Origin of the sequence: Pseudomonas sp. BNK-7 (assembly GCF_048072025.1) — a bacterium.
In the GTDB taxonomy this organism is placed as follows: Bacteria; Pseudomonadota; Gammaproteobacteria; order Pseudomonadales; family Pseudomonadaceae; genus Aquipseudomonas; species Aquipseudomonas danubii.
The window spans coordinates 1,119,504-1,138,144 of record NZ_CP182252.1; the positions used below are offsets into that span (position 1 = coordinate 1,119,504).

At 62.6% G+C, this 18,641-nt stretch carries 18 protein-coding genes; 13 read left to right on the top strand and 5 right to left on the bottom strand.

Going from position 1 to position 18,641, the window contains the following annotated elements; translation table 11 throughout:
- Nucleotides 1–166 precede the first annotated feature (166 nt).
- From ACMGF8_RS05295 to ACMGF8_RS05305, 3 genes are all read left to right on the top strand, one after another.
- On the top strand, nucleotides 167–1,225 hold the full coding sequence (locus ACMGF8_RS05295; protein ID WP_110594127.1) for a PA0069 family radical SAM protein: 1,059 nt from the start codon (nucleotides 167–169) through the stop codon (nucleotides 1,223–1,225).
- Between the two features lie 242 nt (nucleotides 1,226–1,467).
- Complete coding sequence (locus ACMGF8_RS05300) at nucleotides 1,468–2,202, top strand: carbonic anhydrase (protein ID WP_102862473.1); 735 nt, start codon at nucleotides 1,468–1,470, stop codon at nucleotides 2,200–2,202.
- 91 nt (nucleotides 2,203–2,293) lie between these two features.
- Entirely contained in the window at nucleotides 2,294–3,829 is a 1,536-nt protein-coding gene (locus ACMGF8_RS05305) for a SulP family inorganic anion transporter (protein WP_110652528.1), read from the top strand.
- Between the two features lie 65 nt (nucleotides 3,830–3,894).
- Here the strand turns inward: ACMGF8_RS05305 and ACMGF8_RS05310 are convergent, their stop codons facing one another.
- Nucleotides 3,895–4,545, bottom strand: a complete 651-nt coding sequence (locus tag ACMGF8_RS05310) for a hypothetical protein (protein ID WP_102862475.1) — start codon at nucleotides 4,543–4,545, stop codon at nucleotides 3,895–3,897.
- Between the two features lie 369 nt (nucleotides 4,546–4,914).
- On the opposite strand from ACMGF8_RS05310, the gene coxB reads away from it, so the two are divergent.
- From coxB to ACMGF8_RS05330, 4 genes are all read left to right on the top strand, one after another.
- Entirely contained in the window at nucleotides 4,915–6,042 is a 1,128-nt protein-coding gene (gene coxB / locus ACMGF8_RS05315; protein WP_102862476.1) for a cytochrome c oxidase subunit II, read from the top strand.
- Between the two features lie 82 nt (nucleotides 6,043–6,124).
- Entirely contained in the window at nucleotides 6,125–7,720 is a 1,596-nt protein-coding gene (gene ctaD / locus ACMGF8_RS05320; RefSeq protein WP_102862477.1) for a cytochrome c oxidase subunit I, read from the top strand.
- A gap of 99 nt (nucleotides 7,721–7,819) precedes the next feature.
- Nucleotides 7,820–8,377 carry a cytochrome c oxidase assembly protein gene (locus ACMGF8_RS05325; protein ID WP_207166839.1) on the top strand — a complete coding sequence of 186 codons (558 nt, stop codon included), beginning with the start codon at nucleotides 7,820–7,822 and terminating at the stop codon, nucleotides 8,375–8,377.
- Nucleotides 8,378–8,410: 33 nt separating this feature from the next.
- Entirely contained in the window at nucleotides 8,411–9,298 is an 888-nt protein-coding gene (locus ACMGF8_RS05330) for a cytochrome c oxidase subunit 3 (RefSeq protein ID WP_102862479.1), read from the top strand.
- Between the two features lie 14 nt (nucleotides 9,299–9,312).
- Here the strand turns inward: ACMGF8_RS05330 and ACMGF8_RS05335 are convergent, their stop codons facing one another.
- Entirely contained in the window at nucleotides 9,313–9,516 is a 204-nt protein-coding gene (locus tag ACMGF8_RS05335) for a twin transmembrane helix small protein (protein WP_016967712.1), read from the bottom strand.
- Between the two features lie 70 nt (nucleotides 9,517–9,586).
- Here ACMGF8_RS05335 and ACMGF8_RS05340 point away from each other — a divergent pair, with 70 nt between their 5' ends.
- Genes ACMGF8_RS05340 through ACMGF8_RS05360 form a run of 5 tightly spaced genes read left to right on the top strand, consistent with a single transcriptional unit; the run spans nucleotide 9,587 to nucleotide 13,495 of the window.
- Entirely contained in the window at nucleotides 9,587–10,327 is a 741-nt protein-coding gene (locus ACMGF8_RS05340) for an SURF1 family protein (RefSeq protein WP_416758918.1), read from the top strand.
- A complete protein-coding gene (locus ACMGF8_RS05345) occupies nucleotides 10,293–10,883 on the top strand; it encodes a hypothetical protein (protein WP_102862539.1) in 591 nt (196 codons plus the stop codon). Before ACMGF8_RS05340 ends, ACMGF8_RS05345 begins: the two co-directional genes overlap by 35 nt.
- A gap of 10 nt (nucleotides 10,884–10,893) precedes the next feature.
- Nucleotides 10,894–11,973, top strand: coding sequence for a COX15/CtaA family protein (locus ACMGF8_RS05350; protein ID WP_416758920.1), 1,080 nt, complete (start codon nucleotides 10,894–10,896; stop codon nucleotides 11,971–11,973).
- Entirely contained in the window at nucleotides 11,961–12,863 is a 903-nt protein-coding gene (cyoE, locus tag ACMGF8_RS05355) for a heme o synthase (protein ID WP_102862482.1), read from the top strand. Before ACMGF8_RS05350 ends, cyoE begins: the two co-directional genes overlap by 13 nt.
- On the top strand, nucleotides 12,860–13,495 hold the full coding sequence (locus ACMGF8_RS05360; RefSeq protein WP_102862483.1) for an SCO family protein: 636 nt from the start codon (nucleotides 12,860–12,862) through the stop codon (nucleotides 13,493–13,495). The genes cyoE and ACMGF8_RS05360 overlap by 4 nt, the downstream gene beginning before the upstream one ends.
- Nucleotides 13,496–13,711: 216 nt before the next feature.
- Here the strand turns inward: ACMGF8_RS05360 and ACMGF8_RS05365 are convergent, their stop codons facing one another.
- The 3 genes from ACMGF8_RS05365 to ACMGF8_RS05375 all read right to left on the bottom strand — a co-directional run bounded on the left by ACMGF8_RS05365 (nucleotide 13,712) and on the right by ACMGF8_RS05375 (nucleotide 16,230).
- Nucleotides 13,712–14,485 carry a MetQ/NlpA family ABC transporter substrate-binding protein gene (locus ACMGF8_RS05365; RefSeq protein WP_102862484.1) on the bottom strand — a complete coding sequence of 258 codons (774 nt, stop codon included), beginning with the start codon at nucleotides 14,483–14,485 and terminating at the stop codon, nucleotides 13,712–13,714.
- A gap of 63 nt (nucleotides 14,486–14,548) precedes the next feature.
- Nucleotides 14,549–15,223 carry a methionine ABC transporter permease gene (locus ACMGF8_RS05370; protein ID WP_102862485.1) on the bottom strand — a complete coding sequence of 225 codons (675 nt, stop codon included), beginning with the start codon at nucleotides 15,221–15,223 and terminating at the stop codon, nucleotides 14,549–14,551.
- Nucleotides 15,223–16,230 (bottom strand): methionine ABC transporter ATP-binding protein, encoded by a 1,008-nt coding sequence (locus ACMGF8_RS05375; RefSeq protein ID WP_102862486.1) that lies wholly within the window; start codon nucleotides 16,228–16,230, stop codon nucleotides 15,223–15,225. The genes ACMGF8_RS05370 and ACMGF8_RS05375 overlap by 1 nt, the downstream gene beginning before the upstream one ends.
- A gap of 234 nt (nucleotides 16,231–16,464) precedes the next feature.
- Between ACMGF8_RS05375 and katE the strand changes: the two genes are divergently transcribed.
- Nucleotides 16,465–18,639: a catalase HPII gene (gene katE / locus ACMGF8_RS05380; RefSeq protein WP_416758924.1), complete on the top strand. Its 2,175-nt coding sequence runs from the start codon at nucleotides 16,465–16,467 to the stop codon at nucleotides 18,637–18,639.
- Nucleotides 18,640–18,641: the final 2 nt, after the last annotated feature.

Below are 18,641 nucleotides of genomic sequence, written 5' to 3' on the forward strand. Positions count from 1 at the left end.
CTTATACCCCAACGGCACAAACCTGTAGGAGCCGGCTTGCCGGCGAAGGTGCGGCCTGTGTGCGCTGGGGAGCGTTCACTTGCAGGGGGTGGGTTTCGGTCCGGCGGTGCTGGTCAGATAAATCCGGCTCCATTACTGTGTATGCATACAGTAATGGAGCGCTCCCATGTTCACCCCCCTGCCTCCCCGTGGTCGCGGTACCGCGAGCAATCCGCACAATCGTTTCGCGCCCAATCGTTCGGTGGCCGAGGACGACGGCTGGTACCAGGAAGTGCCGCTGACCCAGGGCACCGAGGTGCGTTTTGAAACGGCGAAATCCATCATTACCCGCAACACCTCGCCTGACCTGCCCTTCGATCGCTCGATCAACCCCTATCGCGGCTGTGAGCACGGCTGCATCTATTGCTACGCGCGGCCCAGCCATGCCTATTGGGATATGTCCCCGGGGCTGGATTTTGAAACCAAGCTGATCGCCAAGAGCAACACCGCCGCGCTGCTGGAGCAGCAACTGTCCAAGCCCGGCTATCGCTGTGCCCCGATCAACCTGGGGTCCAATACCGACCCCTACCAGCCCATCGAGCGTGAGCAGCAACTGACCCGACGCACCCTGGAAGTGCTGCTGCGCTATCGGCATCCGGTGACCATCGTCACCAAGGGCTCGCTGATCCTGAGGGACCTGGACCTGCTGGTCGAGCTGGCCCGGCAGCGGTTGGTGGCGGTGATGATCAGCCTGACCACCCTGGACGATGAGTTGAAGCGCATTCTCGAACCCCGCGCGGCGGCGCCCAAGGCGCGTTTGCGGGCGATCCGGGTGATGCGTGAAGCGGGCGTTCCGGTGGGGGTGCTGTGTTCGCCGATGATCCCGATGATCAACGACAGCGAGCTGGAAAGCCTGCTCAGCGAGGCCCATGCCGCCGGGGCGCAGAGCGCGGCCTACATGATGCTGCGCCTGCCCCTGGAGGTGGCGCCGCTGTTCGAGGAGTGGCTGGCGGCGCATTACCCGCAGCGGGCCGCCCATGTGCTCAGCCTGATCCGCCAGAGCCGGGGTGGTGAGCTCTACGACAGCCGTTTCGGCAGCCGCATGCGCGGTGAGGGACCCTTCGCCGACCTGTTGGCCCAGCGTTTCGCCAAGGCGCTCAAGCGCCTGGGGCTCGATCGGCGCGCGGGCTTCGATCTTGATTGCTCGGCCTTCTGTCCGCCGGGGGGGCAGATGTCGTTGCTGTGAGAAGCATTGGCCTATGGTTGCCTAGCGGATGTTGCTGACGGAGGTCCGCTGGTCACCTTTTGACATCGCCAATAGTGGCGTTCTAGAGCGTTCCATTCAGTTTGAGTTAAGTTTTTAGCGCTACCTTGCCCATCAAGTGACCGACGGGTCGCGGTCGGCGCCCCGGTTATTTTTTAATCGATTACTGGCGTCGTGCCGGATAATTCTGGAAAATTCACCAAATCCGACAGAGAGGCTGAATCATGAGTGACAAGGATAAACAGCCGTTGGCTGCGTCGGCTCCCGCACCCACCGAGGTTGCCGAAACCGCCGATGCAGCGCTGCAGCATATCGTTGACGGCTTTTTGCATTTTCATCATGAAGTCTTCCCGCAGCAGGAAGAGCTGTTCAAGAAACTCGCCACCGCCCAGCGGCCAAGGGCGATGTTCATTGCGTGCGCGGATTCGCGCATCGTTCCCGAACTCATTACCCAGAGCTCTCCCGGCGACCTGTTCGTGACCCGCAACGTGGGCAACGTGGTGCCGCCCTATGGGCAGATGAACGGGGGTGTTTCCACGGCGATCGAATACGCGGTGCTGGCCCTTGGGGTGCACCACATCATCGTCTGCGGGCACTCGGACTGCGGCGCCATGCGGGCGGTGCTCAATCCGCAAAGCCTGGAGAAAATGCCTACGGTCAAGGCCTGGCTGCGGCACGCCGAAGTGGCGCGGACCATGGTCCACGAGAACTGCGATTGCGCCGATGAATCCTCCAGCATGCATGTGCTGACCGAGGAGAACGTCATCGCCCAGTTGCAGCATCTGCGCACCCACCCTTCGGTGGCTTCGCGCATGGCCAACGGCCAATTGTTCATCCATGGCTGGGTCTACGACATCGAGACCAGTTCGATCAAGGCCTACGACGCGGACAAGGGCTGTTTCCTGCCGCTCGATGGCACTCATCCGATCCCCGTGGCGACGCCCAAAGCGCGCTTCTAATCCCGCCTAAATACACCTGAGTGGTTGTAGCCAGGGCCGCCGTTTGGCGGTCCGGCTTTGCCACGCCTGAACAAAAGTCAGGAGAACTGTCATGCGTGCAGCACAGTTGAAAAGTGTCCTGCCACGGGAGCTGCTGGCTTCGGTGGTGGTGTTTCTGGTGGCCCTGCCCCTGTGCATGGGGATCGCCATTGCCTCGGGCCTGCCGCCAGCCAAGGGCCTGATCACCGGGATCATCGGCGGGCTGGTGGTGGGCTGGCTGGCGGGCTCGCCCTTGCAGGTCAGCGGTCCGGCTGCCGGGCTGGCGGTGCTGGTGTTCGAACTGGTGCGCCAGCACGGTGTGGCCATGCTCGGGCCGATCCTGCTGTTGGCCGGGCTGCTGCAATTGCTGGCCGGGCGTCTGCGCCTGGGGTGCTGGTTCCGGGTCACGGCGCCGGCGGTGGTCTACGGCATGCTGGCGGGCATAGGTGTGTTGATCGTGCTGTCCCAGGTGCATGTGATGCTTGATGCCGCGCCCCAGGCCTCGGGGCTGGCTAACCTTGTCGGTTTCCCTCAGGCGCTGGCCCAGGCCTTGCCGAGCCTGGGTTGGCAGGCGGGCTTGCTGGGGTTGTCGACCATCGCGCTGATGTGGGGGTGGGACAAGTGGCGGCCACAATCGCTGCGCTTCATTCCGGGGGCTTTGCTGGGGGTGGGCCTGGCGACCCTGGCCAGCCTGGTCCTGGCCCTGGAGGTGAAGCGGGTCGAGGTGCCGGCCAACCTGAGTGAGGCCATCGACTGGCTGCGCCCCGCCGACCTGCTCAATCTGGCGGACCCCAACCTGTTGATCGCGGCCTTCGCCGTGGCTTTCATTGCCAGCGCCGAGACCTTGCTGTCTGCCGCTGCAGTGGATCGCATGCACAGCGGCGTGCGTTCGGACTTCGACCGTGAACTGTCGGCCCAGGGCGTGGGCAATATGCTCTGCGGCCTGCTTGGGGCCTTGCCGATGACCGGGGTCATCGTGCGCAGTTCGGCCAACGTCCAGGCCGGGGCCCAGACCCGTTTCTCGACGATCTTCCATGGCCTGTGGCTGCTGGGTTTCGTGTTGCTGCTGTCCAGCGTGCTGCAGAGCATTCCGGTGGCGAGCCTGGCCGGGGTGCTGGTCTACACCGGCTTCAAGCTGGTGGACCTCAAGGTGTTTCGCGGCCTGGGGCGCTACGGGCGGATGCCGATGTTGACCTACGCGGTGACGGCCCTGGCGATTGTCTTCAGCGATCTGCTGACCGGTGTGCTGATAGGTTTTGCCCTGACGCTGGCCAAGCTGGCGTTCAAGGCCTCGCGCTTGAAGATCAGCCTGATCGACCTTCCAGCCGCTGGCGAGATGGAGCTGCGACTGATGGGGGCCGCGACCTTTCTCAAAGTGCCGGCCCTGACTCGGGTTCTGGCGAGCATTCCACCGGCGACAACGGTGCATGTGCCTCTCAACCACCTCAGTTACATCGATCACGCCTGCCTGGAGCTGCTGGAGGAATGGACTCGGGCCAATCAGGCCAAGGGTTCGCGGTTGATGATTGAGGCGCGGGGCTTGAAGCGACGCCTGGAAGGACGCTTGAGCAGTGGTGGTGGGATTGGAGTGGCGTCAGCAAGAAGTTGATGGCAGGGAATGGGCTGCCCCTTCGCCACAAGGCTCGTTGCGAGCCTTGCTGGCGAGGAGTGGGTTCAGGCGGCGGGCTGGTCGAGCTCTAGCTCCACGCCCAACTGGCGCGACAGGCAGGGCCAGCGCTTCCACGCGGCCTCGGTGTCCGGGCTGTTGAGTGTGTCGCGGTAGGCTTCCACGGATTCCAGGGCGAAGCTTTCTTCGTTGAGCATGGCGTCGACCGCGTGGTGCACCGCTTCGTCCAGTTGGTTGGCGAAGGTTTCGCCGATCAGTTGGTGGGCGATGAGGTTGGCGACCGTCATGTCCAGGGGGATCAGTGGACGGCCGAAGTGCTTGATGTACAGATCGTTGACTTCTTCCACCAGGCGCAGGGCCAGGTAGGCTTCGTCCAGCAGGCTGTCGAGGCCGACGTGGCCGTCCATGATGGCCGGCGGCTGGAGGAAGAATTGCTCGGCGATCTTCAGTACCGGCTTGATCTGCGATTCGATTCCGGCTTCACGGGCCACCGCATTGGCGGCGTCCAGCAGGTCCGGAACCTGGTCGATGTAGGCGCTGACGAAACGGGTCATGACGTCCTTGGCGTCGACTTCGGGCAGTTGGATGGCAGGGTGCAGGTGAGGCAGTTGCGTTTCCAACTGACGGGTCAGAAGGCCTGTGCTGGCTTCGTGTTGCCGGGCCAGTTGGATCTGCTCGCGCAATGCGGCGGTGTTCATGAAAACTCCAGGGACAAGGACATGAATAGGGAGCACATAAGTTAGCCTGCTTACGAAAATGCTTAAGACGCATTTGTCATAATTATTTCATGCTTAGACGGCGGGGTTATATCGCTCTGCCATCCCGGGCACTCGACCCCTTTTGTGCCGTGGCCTGCAAACCTCCTTTCCAGTGTTTCAGCTGATTTACGCCCTCGCGTTGCGAGGTCAGAGTCGCTGTCTATACTCGCCATTGTGTGAAGTTAGCTGATGACGCCCGACTGCAGATGCAGCGAGGCCCGGCCGGTTTAAGTTCGTAGTCTAGGCAGCCGCTCCCTTGCCGCAGGTGTTAAGCCGGCGGGATAACAAGAACGATAAGGGGAACCCGCAATGATGCGACATCCACATGTCTGGATGGGCCTCCTGTTGTTGTCGATATTCAGCCAGGCGCAAGCCGCCTGGACGGTGAATATGACGCCTGGGGCTACCGAGATAAGCCACGCGGTATTCGACCTGCACATGACCATCTTCTGGATCTGTGTGGTGATCGGCGTCATCGTCTTCGGCGCGATGTTCTGGTCAATGATCGTTCACCGTCGCTCCACGGGCCAGGTCCCGGCCCGGTTCCACGAAAGCACCACCGTGGAAATCCTCTGGACCATCATCCCCTTCCTGATCCTGGTGGCCATGGCCGTCCCGGCGACGGCGACCCTGATCAAGATGTACGACACCAGCGAGCCGGATGTGGACATCCAGATCACTGGCTACCAATGGAAGTGGCACTACAAATACCTCGGCCAGGATGTGGAGTTTTTCAGCAACCTGGCCACTCCCGCCGAGCAGATCCACAACAAGAGCGTCAAGGGCGAGCACTACCTGCTGGAAGTCGACCAGCCCCTGGTGCTGCCGGTGGGGGCCAAGGTGCGCTTCCTGGTGACCGCCGCCGACGTGATCCACTCCTGGTGGGTGCCGGCCTTTGCGGTCAAGCGTGACGCCATCCCGGGGTTCGTCAACGAAGCCTGGACCCGGGTCGACAAGCCCGGCATCTACCGTGGCCAGTGCGCCGAGCTGTGCGGCAAGGACCACGGCTTCATGCCGATCGTGGTCGAGGTCAAGAGCCAGGCCGACTACGACACCTGGATGGGCGAGCGCAAGGCCGAGGCCGCCAAGCTCAAGGAGCTGACCAGCAAGGAATGGACCCTCGATGAGCTGGTGGCCCGTGGCGATAAGGTCTACCACACCGCTTGCGTCGCCTGTCACCAGGCGGAAGGCCAGGGCCTGCCGCCGATGTTCCCGGCCCTCAAGGGCTCGAAGATTGCCACCGGGCCCAAGGGCGATCACTTGAATATCGTCCTTCACGGCAAACCGGGGACTGCCATGGCGGCCTTCGGCAAGCAGTTGTCGGAAGTCGACATCGCTGCGGTGGTGACCTACGAGCGCAACGCCTGGGGCAACAACAAGGGCGACATGGTCACGCCAAAAGAAGTGCTGGCGCTGAAACAGGCGGAAAGCAAATGAGCCGGCTTATTGGGTATTTCCGCAACCGCTCGGGGTGCAGTGTCCCTGAGCGTCCAGCCCACCCGTTTGCAGGAGACAGGGCATGAGTGCAGTGATCGATGACCACGGCCACGCCGGCCATGATGACCACGCCCATGGTCCCGCCAAGGGCCTGATGCGCTGGGTACTGACCACCAACCACAAGGACATCGGCACCCTGTACCTGTGGTTCAGCTTCAGCATGTTCCTCCTCGGCGGCTCGTTCGCCATGGTGATCCGCGCCGAACTGTTCCAGCCCGGGCTGCAGATCGTCGAGCCGGCGTTCTTCAACCAGATGACCACCATGCATGGCCTGGTGATGGTCTTCGGCGCGGTGATGCCGGCTTTCGTCGGCCTGGCCAACTGGATGATTCCGCTGATGATCGGCGCCCCGGACATGGCCCTGCCGCGGATGAACAACTTCAGCTTCTGGCTGTTGCCGGCGGCCTTCCTGATGCTGGTTTCGACGTTATTCATGCCCGGCGGCGGGCCCAACTTCGGCTGGACCTTCTACGCCCCTCTGTCCACCACCTACGCCCCGGAGAGCGTGACCTTCTTCATTTTCGCCATCCACCTGATGGGGATCAGTTCGATCATGGGGGCGATCAACGTGATCGCCACCATCCTCAACCTGCGTGCCCCGGGCATGACCCTGATGAAGATGCCGCTGTTCGTCTGGACCTGGCTGATCACTGCCTTTCTGCTGATCGCAGTGATGCCGGTGCTGGCCGGCTGCGTGACCATGATGCTGATGGACATCCACTTCGGCACCAGCTTCTTCAGTGCCGCCGGCGGCGGCGACCCGGTCTTGTTCCAGCACGTGTTCTGGTTCTTCGGCCACCCCGAGGTGTACATCATGATCCTGCCGGCCTTCGGCGCCGTCAGCTCGATCATCCCCACTTTCAGCCGCAAGCCGCTGTTCGGCTACACCTCGATGGTCTATGCCACCGGAGCCATTGCCTTCCTGTCGTTCATCGTCTGGGCGCACCACATGTTCGTGGTGGGCATCCCGCTGGTGGGCGAACTGTTCTTCATGTACGCCACCCTGCTGATTGCCGTGCCCACCGGGGTCAAGGTGTTCAACTGGGTGAGCACCATGTGGCAGGGCGCGCTGACGTTCGAGACGCCGATGCTGTTCGCCGTGGCCTTTGTCATTCTGTTCACCATTGGCGGCTTTTCCGGGTTGATGCTGGCCATCGCCCCGGCGGACTTCCAGTACCAGGACACCTACTTCGTGGTGGCGCACTTCCACTACGTGCTGGTGCCGGGGGCGATCTTCGGGATCTTCGCCTCGGCCTATTACTGGTTGCCCAAGTGGACCGGGTACATGTACGACGAAACCCTGGGCAAGCTGCACTTCTGGCTGTCCTTCGTCGGCATGAACCTGGCGTTCTTCCCTATGCACTTCGTGGGTCTGGCGGGCATGCCGCGGCGGATTCCGGACTACAACCTGCAGTTCGCCGACTTCAACATGGTGTCCTCTATCGGTGCCTTCACCTTCGGCGCGACGCAGATCTTCTTCCTGTTCATCGTCATCAAGTGCATTCGCGGTGGCAAACCGGCCCCGGCCAAGCCGTGGGAAGGGGCCGAAGGGCTGGAGTGGAGCATTCCATCGCCGGCGCCGTACCACACCTTCGTCACGCCACCGGAAGTGAAATGAACAGCTGTGTTGTAGGAGCGAGCTTGCTCGCGAAGGCGTCAGAACCTGGTGCCCGGTTCGTCGGCAAGCCGGCTCCTACAGGTTCGGGAGGACGTTGAGATGGCCGAGATCTCGCTGAAGAAGCTGGTGACCCGCCTGTTGCTGGTGGTGGCGGCGATGTTCGTTTTCGGTTTTGCCCTGGTGCCGATCTACGACGTGATGTGCAAGGCCTTGGGCATCAATGGCAAGACCGGCGGGCAGTACGCGGACCAGGGGCAGCAGATCGACGCTTCGCGCCAGGTGCGGGTGCAGTTCCTGTCCACCAATGCCATCGACATGGTCTGGGAGTTCTATCCCAAGTTCGATGACATCGTGGTCCATCCGGGGGCGGTGAACGAGATGGTCTTCATCGCCCGCAACCCCAGCGATCACCCGATGAGCGCCCAGGCCATCCCAAGCATCTCCCCCAGCAGCGCGGCCATGTATTTCCACAAGACCGAGTGCTTCTGCTTTACCCAGCAGGTGCTGCAGCCCGGGGAGAAGATCGAGATGCCGGTGCGTTTCATCGTTGACCGCGACATGCCCAAGGATGTGAAGCACCTGACGCTGGCTTACACGCTGTTCGATATCACCGCGCGTCATCCACCGGTGGCGGTTGCCGCCAAGACCGGTGGATAGACGATCTGGCGTGCCCGATAAGGAGAACAACCCATGGCGACTCATGAGCACTATTACGTTCCTGCCCAGAGCAAGTGGCCGATCATTGCGACGGTGGGCATGTTCGTCACCGTGTTCGGCCTGGCGACCTGGTTCAACGACCTCAAGGCGGCGCGCCCGGAATCCCATGGCCCGCTGATCTTTTTCGTCGGTAGCCTGCTGCTGGCCTACATGCTGTTCGGCTGGTTTGGCGCGGTGATCAAGGAAAGCCGCGCCGGCTTGTACAGTGCTCAGCTGGACCGCTCGTTCCGCTGGGGCATGAGCTGGTTCATCTTTTCCGAAGTGATGTTCTTCCTGGCCTTCTTCGGCGCGCTGTTCTATGTGCGACACCTGTCCGGGCCCTGGCTCGGCGGTGAGGGGAACAAGGGCATCGCCCATATGCTCTGGCCGAACTTCGAGTTCGTCTGGCCCCTGCTCAACAACCCCGATCCGAAACTCTTTCCATCGCCCACGGGCACCATCAGCCCCTGGGGCTTGCCGCTGCTCAACACTGTGTTGTTGGTCAGTTCCAGTGTCACCGTGACCATCGCCCACCATGCCCTGAAGAAAGGCCATCGTGGAGCGCTGAAGATCTGGCTGGCGCTGACCGTGCTGCTGGGGTGCGCCTTCCTCGGCTTCCAGGCCGAAGAGTACATCCACGCCTATCGCGAGCTGGGCCTGACTCTGGGCTCGGGGATCTACGGCGCCACCTTCTTCATGCTCACCGGTTTCCACGGCGCCCACGTGACCATCGGCACCTTGATCCTGTTCGTGATGCTGATGCGCATCATGCGTGGGCATTTCGACGCCGAACATCAGTTCGGATTTGAAGCAGCCAGCTGGTACTGGCACTTCGTCGATGTGGTGTGGATCGGCCTGTTCGTTTTTGTCTACGTGCTCTGAGGGCCTGCTGCGCCCTACCAGGGCGCGTGGGACACCAGCTGGCCGCTGAAGAACCCCCAGGCGATCAAGCCCACGGTGATCGCGGCCAGGCATACCCGAATACTCAAGGCGGTCACCAGGCGTTTGGATTGGCTGTCGTCCTTGACCAGAAAGAACAGGCCGCTGAACAGGCTGATAACCGTGGCAATCAGCATCAGGACGATGGCTGCTTTGAGCATGGTGGGACTCCGGGGGAAACGCGATGTACAGCAGTATAGCGAGTGGATTTCTCAGCCTTGCGGGCCGGTCATGAAAGGCTTCCGGCCGGGAGTCGTGCCGACCCTGGTGGTGCTGTTGCTGCTGCCTGCGCTGGTTTCCCTGGGCTTCTGGCAACTGAGCCGTGGCGAGCAGAAGCGCCAATTGCTGACCAGCTACGCCGAGCGCCGCGCGGCCGAGCCGGTGTCGTTGTTCGAGTTGCTGGCGGTCGAGGACCCGGCCTTTCGCCGGGTGCGCCTGCACGGTCATTTCGATGCCGATCACAGCCTGCTCCTGGACAACCGCCTGCACGACGGCCAGGTCGGGGTCGAGCTGCTGCAACCCTTCCTCGATCAGGCCAGCGGGCGCTGGTTGCTGGTCAATCGTGGCTGGCTGCCCTGGCCCGATCGGCGCACGCCTGCGGCATTCAGCACCCCGGAACAGAGCCTGAGTCTGGATGCCTGGGTCTACGTTTCTCCGGGCGCGGCGTTCCAACTGCAGGCCGACCCGGCGGCTGCGCGCTGGCCACGATTGATCACCGCCGTGAACCCGGAGGCTCTCTGGGCCGAGCTTGGCCGCAGCGGCTTCAAGCATGAAGTGCGTCAGGAGTCCGGTGTTGGCGCCTACCTGACGGCTTGGCCGGTGGTGGCCATGGGGCCGGAAAAACACCTGGGCTATGCCGTGCAGTGGTTCGCCATGGCCCTGGCCCTGCTGCTCCTCTATCTCTATTTCGGCTGGCACAACGCACGGGAGAACCGCCATGGGAACGGCCATGAATCCACCCAACATCTCTGACGCCCAGGTGCCCAACCGGCGCCGCGGCCGTTGGCAACTGATCCTGATCCTGCTGATGGTGATCGGTCCGATGATCCTCGCCACCGGCATGTACAAGCTGCAGTTCTGGGTGCCGGAAAGCCGCAGCTATCACGGTGAGCTGATCGGCAATGGCCAGACCCGGGCGCAGATCGGCGTGCAGTCCGAGGAGGATCGCTGGCAGATCCTGGTCACGGCCCCCAAGGCGTGTGATGCCGATTGCCAGCAACTGGTGTACCTGGCGCGGCAGATCCAGGTGGCCCTGGGCCGTGATGCTTCGCGGGCCAGCCATGCCCTGGCCAGCGCCCAGCCGCTGAGCGCCGAATACCAAGCCAGGCTGCAGCGCGAGTACCCGCAGTTGCAACGCTACCCCCTGGACCTGGCGACCTATGCCAAAGGCGTCAACGACAAGGACGCGCCGCAGCTGTGGATCGTCGATCCCCACAGCAATCTGGTGTTGCGCTACGACGCTCGGGTCAAGGGCAAGGACCTGCTCAACGACCTGCGGCACCTGCTGAAACTGTCGAACATCGGATAAGGGCATCGTCATGGCCAAACCTGGATTTCGCCTCGCGTTGTTTGCCACTTTGCTGGCTCTGATCGTGGTGCTGCTGGGCGCCTACACCCGGCTGACCCATGCGGGCCTGGGCTGCCCGGATTGGCCCGGCTGCTACGGGTTTATCAGCGTGCCGAACAGCGAAGCCCAACTGGCCCATGCCGAACGGCATTTTCCCGACACCCCGGTGGAAGCCCACAAGGGCTGGAACGAGATGATCCACCGCTATTTTGCCGGCACCCTGGGGCTGTTGATCGTGCTGCTGGCGGCCCGGGCCTGGACCCATCGCCGGCATCCCGGGCAGCCCCTGAAGCTGCCGCTGTTCCTGATGGTGGTGGTGTTTGCCCAGGCGGCCTTCGGCATGTGGACGGTCACCCTCAAGCTCTGGCCGCAAGTGGTCACCGCGCACCTGCTGGGGGGCTTCGCCACCTTGAGCCTGCTGTTCCTGCTGACCTTGCGCCTGTCCGGCGTGCTGCCGGCGCTGATTGTGCCGCGACGCCTGCAGCACTGGGCAACGGCCGGGCTGGTGCTGGTGATCGGGCAGATCGCCCTGGGCGGCTGGGTCAGCTCCAACTACGCCGCCGTGGCCTGCATCGACCTGCCCACCTGCCATGGCCAGTGGTGGCCGAACATGGATTTTGCCAACGGCTTTCACCTGACCCAGCACATCGGCCCCAACTACCTGGGCGGACAATTGGACAGCGACGCCCGCACCGCCATCCACATGACCCACCGGGTCGGCGCGGTGCTGGTGACCCTGGTGTTGCTGGGGCTGGCCTGGCAGTTGCGGCAAACCGGCATGACCCGTCTGGCCGGGCTGGTGCTGGTGGCGCTGGCGGCGCAGGTCAGCCTGGGCATCAGCAACGTGCTGTTCCATTTGCCGCTGCCGGTGGCGGTGGCGCATAACGCCGGGGGCGCGGCGCTGCTGCTGACCCTGGTGCTGGTCAACTATCACGCCCGTACCAGCCTGGTGCAGGCCCGGGATCGCCTGCCCCTGGGCTGGCGTCTGAGCCCGCGCAAACAGATGGCGGGTCCCATCACCATCAAAGGAGAGATGCCATGGCGACTCTGATCAGCGAACGTCAGCATCCCCAGGCCATCTGGCGCGATTACCTGGAACTGACCAAACCCAAGGTGGTGGTGCTGATGCTGATCACCTCCCTGGTGGGCATGTTCCTCGCCACCCGCGCGGGGGTGCCGTGGACGGTGCTGGTGTTCGGCAACCTGGGCATTGCCCTGTGTGCGGGTGGCGCGGCGGCGGTGAATCATGTGGTGGACCGGCGCATCGACGCGCTGATGGCCCGGACCCACAAACGGCCCCTGGCCCAAGGCCGGGTTTCACCCCGGGCGGCCTTGGCGTTCGCCCTGTGCCTCGCGTTGGCCGGGCAAGCGCTGCTGCTGGCGTTCACCAATCCGCTCACGGCCTGGCTGACCCTGGCGTCCCTGCTGGGCTACGCGGTGGTCTACACCGGCTTTCTGAAACGCGCGACGCCGCAGAACATCGTGATCGGCGGGCTGGCCGGTGCGGCGCCGCCGCTGCTGGGCTGGGTTGCTGCTACCGGGCACTTGAGCGCCGAGCCGCTGCTGCTGGTGCTGATCATTTTCGCCTGGACCCCGCCACACTTCTGGGCCCTGGCCATCCATCGCAAGGAGGAATACGCCAAGGCCGATATCCCGATGCTGCCGGTGACCCACGGTGAGCACTACACCAAGGTGCACATCCTGCTCTATACCTTTGCCCTGCTGGCGGTCAGCCTGCTGCCCTATGCCATCCACATGAGCGGCGTGCTGTACCTGGTGTGCGCTTTGCTTCTGGGCGGGCGCTTCCTGCAATGGGCCTGGGTGCTGTACCGTGGCACTCGGCCGCACGCGGCGATCAACACCTTCAAGTACTCTATTTACTACTTGTTCCTGCTGTTCATCGCCCTGCTCGTAGACCACTACCTATTGTTGAACCTATGACTCGAACTCAGAAAACCGTCTTTATTCTCGTTGCGCTGGTGGCCCTGATCCTGGGGCTGACCGTCAACAAAGTACTGTCCGGCAAGGGTCAGGGCGATCCCACCGCATTGATCGACGCCGGCATCATCCTCCTGCCCCAGAGCCGTACCCTGCCTGCGGTGAAGATGCTCGACCAGGACGGCCAGCCCGTGGTGATCGATGAGTTGAAGGGCAAGTGGTCGCTGCTGTTCTTCGGCTATACCTTCTGCCCGGACATCTGCCCCACCACCCTGGCCCAACTGCGGCAGATCAAGAGTGAGCTGCCCAAGGAGGCGGTGGACAAGCTGCAGGTGATCCTGGTCAGCGTCGACCCCAACCGCGATACGCCGCAACAGCTCAAGCAGTACCTGGGCTATTTCGACAAGGACTTCAAGGGCCTGACCGCCGCCTCGGTGGAAGACCTGCAGAAGCTGGCCAACGCGGTGAGCATTCCCTTCATTCCGGCGGACACCAGCAAGCCCAATTACACCGTGGACCACAGCGGCAACCTCGCGGTGATCGGTCCGGACGGTCACCAGCGTGGCTTTATCCGCGCACCGTTGAACAACCAGAAGCTGGTGGCCCAGTTGCCGGTGATGTTGCAGCGCCAATAACGCGGCATGCTTGAACCGCTGAACCGCTGAACCGCTGAACCGCTGAACCGCTGAACCGCTGAACCCTGTAGCCGCTGCCGCAGGCTGCGATCGGCCTCGAAGAGGACGCGTGCTTGAGGCCCTCGGAAGGCGCTTCGCGCCTTATCGCAGCCTTCGGCAGCGGCTACAAACAAAACGGGGCGCCCCAAGGCGCCCCGTTTGTATTTCTGCAACCGATCAGAACGCTGGCAGCACGGCGCCTTTGTACTTCTCGAGAATGAATTGCTTCACTTCTGGGCTGTGCAGGGCGGCGACCAGTTTCTTCATGGCGTCCGAGTCCTTGTCGTCAGGACGGGCGACCAGGATGTTCACGTAAGGCGAATCCTTGCCTTCGATCACCAGGGCATCCTTGGAAGGGTCCAGCTTGGCCTGCAGGGCGTAGTTGGTGTTGATCAGGGCCAGGTCGACCTGAGTCAGCACGCGGGGGATGGTGGCGGCTTCCAGTTCGCGGAACTTCAGGTCCTTGGAGTTCTCGGTGATGTCCTTGATGGTGGCCAGGATGTTGTTGGAATCCTTGAGCTTGATCAGGCCGGCCTTGTCCAGCAGCAACAGGGCGCGACCGCCGTTGGTGGCGTCGTTGGGGATCACCACGGTGGCGCCGCCTGGCAGTTCGGAGAGTTGCTTGTATTTGCTGGAGTAGGCGCCCAGGGGTTCCAGGTGCACGCCGGCCACGCTCACCAGCTTGGTGCCCTTGGCCTTGTTGAACTCATCCAGGTATGGCTGGTGCTGGAAGAAGTTGGCGTCCAGGCGTTTTTCGGCCACTTGCACGTTGGGCTGCACGTAGTCGGTGAAGACCTTGACCTTCAGGTCCACGCCTTCTTTGGCCAGGGCCGGTTTGACGAATTCCAGGATCTCGGCGTGGGGCACCGGTGTGGCGGCCACGGTCAGGGTTTCGGCGGCGTGCGCGGAGAACGCGGCAACGGCTGCGAAAGCGACGAGTAGTTTTTTCATCGAACAAGCTCCTTGTAAGTCGCCCGACCCCGGGCGCCTGCCGGCCGGGGCCGGCGATTGCAATTATTTGCGGGAAAAGTGCACCACCAGCTTATCGCCAACGGTTTGCAGAACCTGAACCAACACAATCAGCATTACCACGGTCACCACCATCACATCGTCCTGGAAACGCTGGTAACCATAACGAATGGCCAGGTCACCGAGGCCGCCTGCACCCACGACACCGGCCATGGCGGTGTAGCCGACCAGGGCGATGGCGGTGACCGTGATCGCCGCGATGATACCGGGGCAGGCCTCGGGCAGCAGGGCGTTCATGATGATCTGCCGGGTCGTGGCGCCCATGGCCTGGGTGGCCTCGATAATGCCGCGATCCACTTCACGCAGAGCGGTTTCCACCAGGCGCGCGAAGAAGGTGGAAGCGCCCACCACCAGCGGAGGGATGGCGCCCGCCACACCCAGGGAGGTGCCCGTGATGAGGATAGTGGTCGGAATCATCACAATCAGCAGGATGATGAACGGCAGCGAGCGGATGGCGTTGACCACAAAGCCCAGGATCGAATAGACATTTTTCTGTTCCAGCAACTGCCTTGGGCTGCACAGGAACAGCAAGACCCCCAGCGGCAGGCCGACCAGTACGGTGAATACCAGGGACGTGCTGAGCATGACCATGGTGTCGCTGGTTGCCACTCCGATATCGGCCCAGTCAACGTTGTCGAAGTAATGCAGTAAGCCGCTCATTAGCGCAGCACCTCCATGTGGACATCCGCCGCGGTGAAGCGGGCGAAGGCCGCTTCCATGTCACCGCCGGTGATGGCCAGGGTCAGTTGCCCGTAAGGGGTGTCTTTGATGCGGTCGATGCGTCCGGCGAGGATGCTGTAGTCGACCCCGGTCTCCCGGGCCACAGTGCCCAGCAGCGGTGCGTAGGTGGAATCGCCCTGGAAAGTCAGGCGCACGATACGCCCCGGTACGTGGGCGAAGTCGTCGCGTTGCTCGTTCTCGTCGATCTGCTCGTCTTCCTGGACGAAGCGTTTGGTGGTCGGGTGCTTGGGGTGCAGGAACACCTCGGCCACCGAGCCCTGTTCGACGATCTGGCCGGCGTCCATGACCGCCACCTGGTCACAGACGCGACGGATCACGTCCATTTCGTGGGTGATCAGAACGATGGTCAGGTTCAGCTCGCGATTGATCTCGGCCAGCAGTTGCAGGACCGAGGCCGTGGTCTGCGGATCGAGGGCGCTGGTGGCTTCGTCGCACAGCAGGATCTTTGGCTTGGTGGCCAGGGCACGGGCGATGCCGACGCGCTGTTTCTGGCCGCCGGACAGTTGTGCCGGGTATTTCTTGGCGTGGTCGGACAGGCCGACCCGCTCCAGCAACTCAGCCACACGGCGTTCGATGTCGCTGCGCGACAGCTCGCCGGCCAGGGTCAGGGGCAAGGCGACGTTGTCAGCCACAGTCTTGGAGGACAGCAGATTGAAGTGCTGGAAGATCATCCCGACCTGTTGGCGGAAGCGGCGCAGGCCGTTGGCGTCCAGCGCGGTGACTTCTTCACCGTCGACGATGATCGTGCCGCCGCTGGGGTTTTCCAGGCGGTTGATCAGGCGCAGCAGCGTGCTTTTGCCCGCGCCGGAATGACCGATCAGGCCGAACACCTGACCATTCTCGACCCGAAGACTGGTCGGGTGCAGGGCGGGAATATCCTTACCGGCGACCCGGTAGGTTTTATGGACGTTTTGAAACTCGATCACGTAGCGAACCTTGTGGGGCGCGTTAGAAAAGGATCAGCGGTTAGCCGGGCGCGCATTTTAGCCTGTCCGTATAGAGGTTCTTAGCATTTATTTCGCAATCATCCTGCCATTTGGCAATAACGCGATCAAAGGTCATAAAAAAGGAACGCTCGCAGTTTCTCGTCAGTCACTACTTAAGCCACTCGAGAAGCCCCAGGTGCCGTGCCTGCGGGCCTGTGTTCACGAAGCCCCGGCGTGCCAGGGACTTCGCCAACGAGGAGTTTTTGTCTGATGAGTACGAAAAAACCCAATGCCCCGAAAAGCCAGATGGCCGGGACCGATACCCTGGACCGGGGCAACAGCAACACCAAGTTGCAGAGCCTGGAGCCGTTCCGCTCCGACGCCACGGGTCAGGCCCTGCGGACCAATCAGGGGGTGAAGGTCGCTGACAACCAGAACAGCCTCAAGGCGGGCGCTCGTGGTCCTTCGCTGCTGGAAGACTTCATCATGCGGGAGAAGATCACCCACTTCGACCATGAGCGGATTCCCGAGCGCATCGTCCACGCCCGGGGTGTTGGCGCCCATGGCTACTTCCAGAGCTACGACAATCATTCGGCGCTGACCAAGGCCGGTTTCCTGCGCGATCCGCAGAAGAAGACCCCGGTGTTCGTGCGCTTTTCCACGGTCCAGGGACCAAGAGGTTCCGGCGATACCGTGCGTGATGTCCGGGGATTTGCAGTGAAATTCTTCACCGACGAGGGCAACTTCGACCTGGTGGGCAACAACATGCCGGTGTTCTTCATCCAGGACGCGATCAAGTTCCCCGACTTCGTGCATGCGGTGAAACCCGAACCCCACAATGAGATCCCCACCGGCGGCTCGGCCCACGACACCTTCTGGGACTTTGTCTCCCTGCAGCCGGAATCGGCGCACATGGTGATCTGGGCCATGTCCGACCGGGCCATTCCGAAAAGCCTGCGCAGCATGCAGGGCTTTGGCGTGCACACCTTTCGTTTGATCAACGCCGAGGGGCGCGCAAGCTTCGTCAAGTTTCACTGGCGGCCGGCGGTAGGCACCTGTTCCCTGGTCTGGGACGAGGCGCAGAAGCTCGCCGGCAAGGACACCGACTTCCATCGCCGTGACCTGTGGGACTCCATCGAAGCCGGGGATTACCCGGAGTGGGAGTTCGGCGTGCAGATCATCGCCGAAGAAGACGAACACAATTTCGACTTCGACATTCTCGACCCCACCAAGCTGATCCCCGAGGAACTGGTGCCCATCACGCCCCTGGGCAAGATGGTGCTCAACCGCAACCCCGACAATTATTTTGCCGAAACCGAGCAGGTCGCCTTCTGCCCGGGGCACATCGTGCCGGGGATCGATTTCTCCAACGACCCGTTGCTGCAAGGGCGGCTGTTTTCCTACACCGATACGCAGATCAGTCGCCTGGGTGGGCCGAACTTTCATGAGCTGCCCATCAACCGACCGCTGATCCCTTTACACAATGGTCAGCGCGACGCCATGCACCGCAGCACCATCGACAAGGGGCGGGCTGCCTACGAGCCGAACTCCATTGATGGTGGCTGGCCGAAAGAAACCCCGCCGGCGGCCCAGGATGGTGGTTTCGAGAGTTATAACGAGCGCATCGATGCCCACAAGATCCGCCAGCGCAGCGAGTCGTTCGGCGATCACTTCTCCCAGGCACGGCTGTTCTTCAACAGCATGAGCAAGCACGAGCAGGAACACATCATCGCGGCCTACAGCTTCGAGCTGGGCAAGGTCGAGCGGCAGTGGATCCGTGAGCGGCAGGTAAACGAAATTCTCGCCAACATCGATCTGCACCTGGCCGCTCGTGTGGCCGAGAACCTGGGCCTGGCGGCGCCGAAGAAGGCCACTGTGGCTGAGCGCAAGACGTCGCTGACACGCTCGCCGGCCCTGAGCCAGGCGAACCTGCTGCCGGGTCATATCAAAACGCGGAAAGTGGCGATTCTTGCGGCCAACGGCGTTGATGGTGCAGCGATTGACGCGTTGAAGAAGGCTCTCACGGCCGAAGGGGCGCACGCTAAGCTGTTGGGGCCGACCTCGGCACCGGTCACCACCGCGGACGGCAAGCGTTTGCCGGTGGATGCTTCCATGGAGGGCCTGCCGTCAGTGGCGTTCGACGCGGTGTTCGTGCCGGGCGGTGCGCAGTCGATCAAGACCCTGAGCGGCAATGGTGTGGCGCTGCATTACCTGTTGGAGGCCTACAAACATCTCAAGGCCATCGCCTTGCACGGCGAAGCCCGGGAGCTGCTGGCGGTGCTCAAGCTGGAAGCGGACAAGGGCTTGATCGTTGGAGGAGATGCCAAGGCATTCAAAGCGTTCTTTGCCGCCATTGGGCAGCATCGGGTCTGGGATCGAGAGGAAAAGGCCAAGGCAATCCCGGCCTGAAC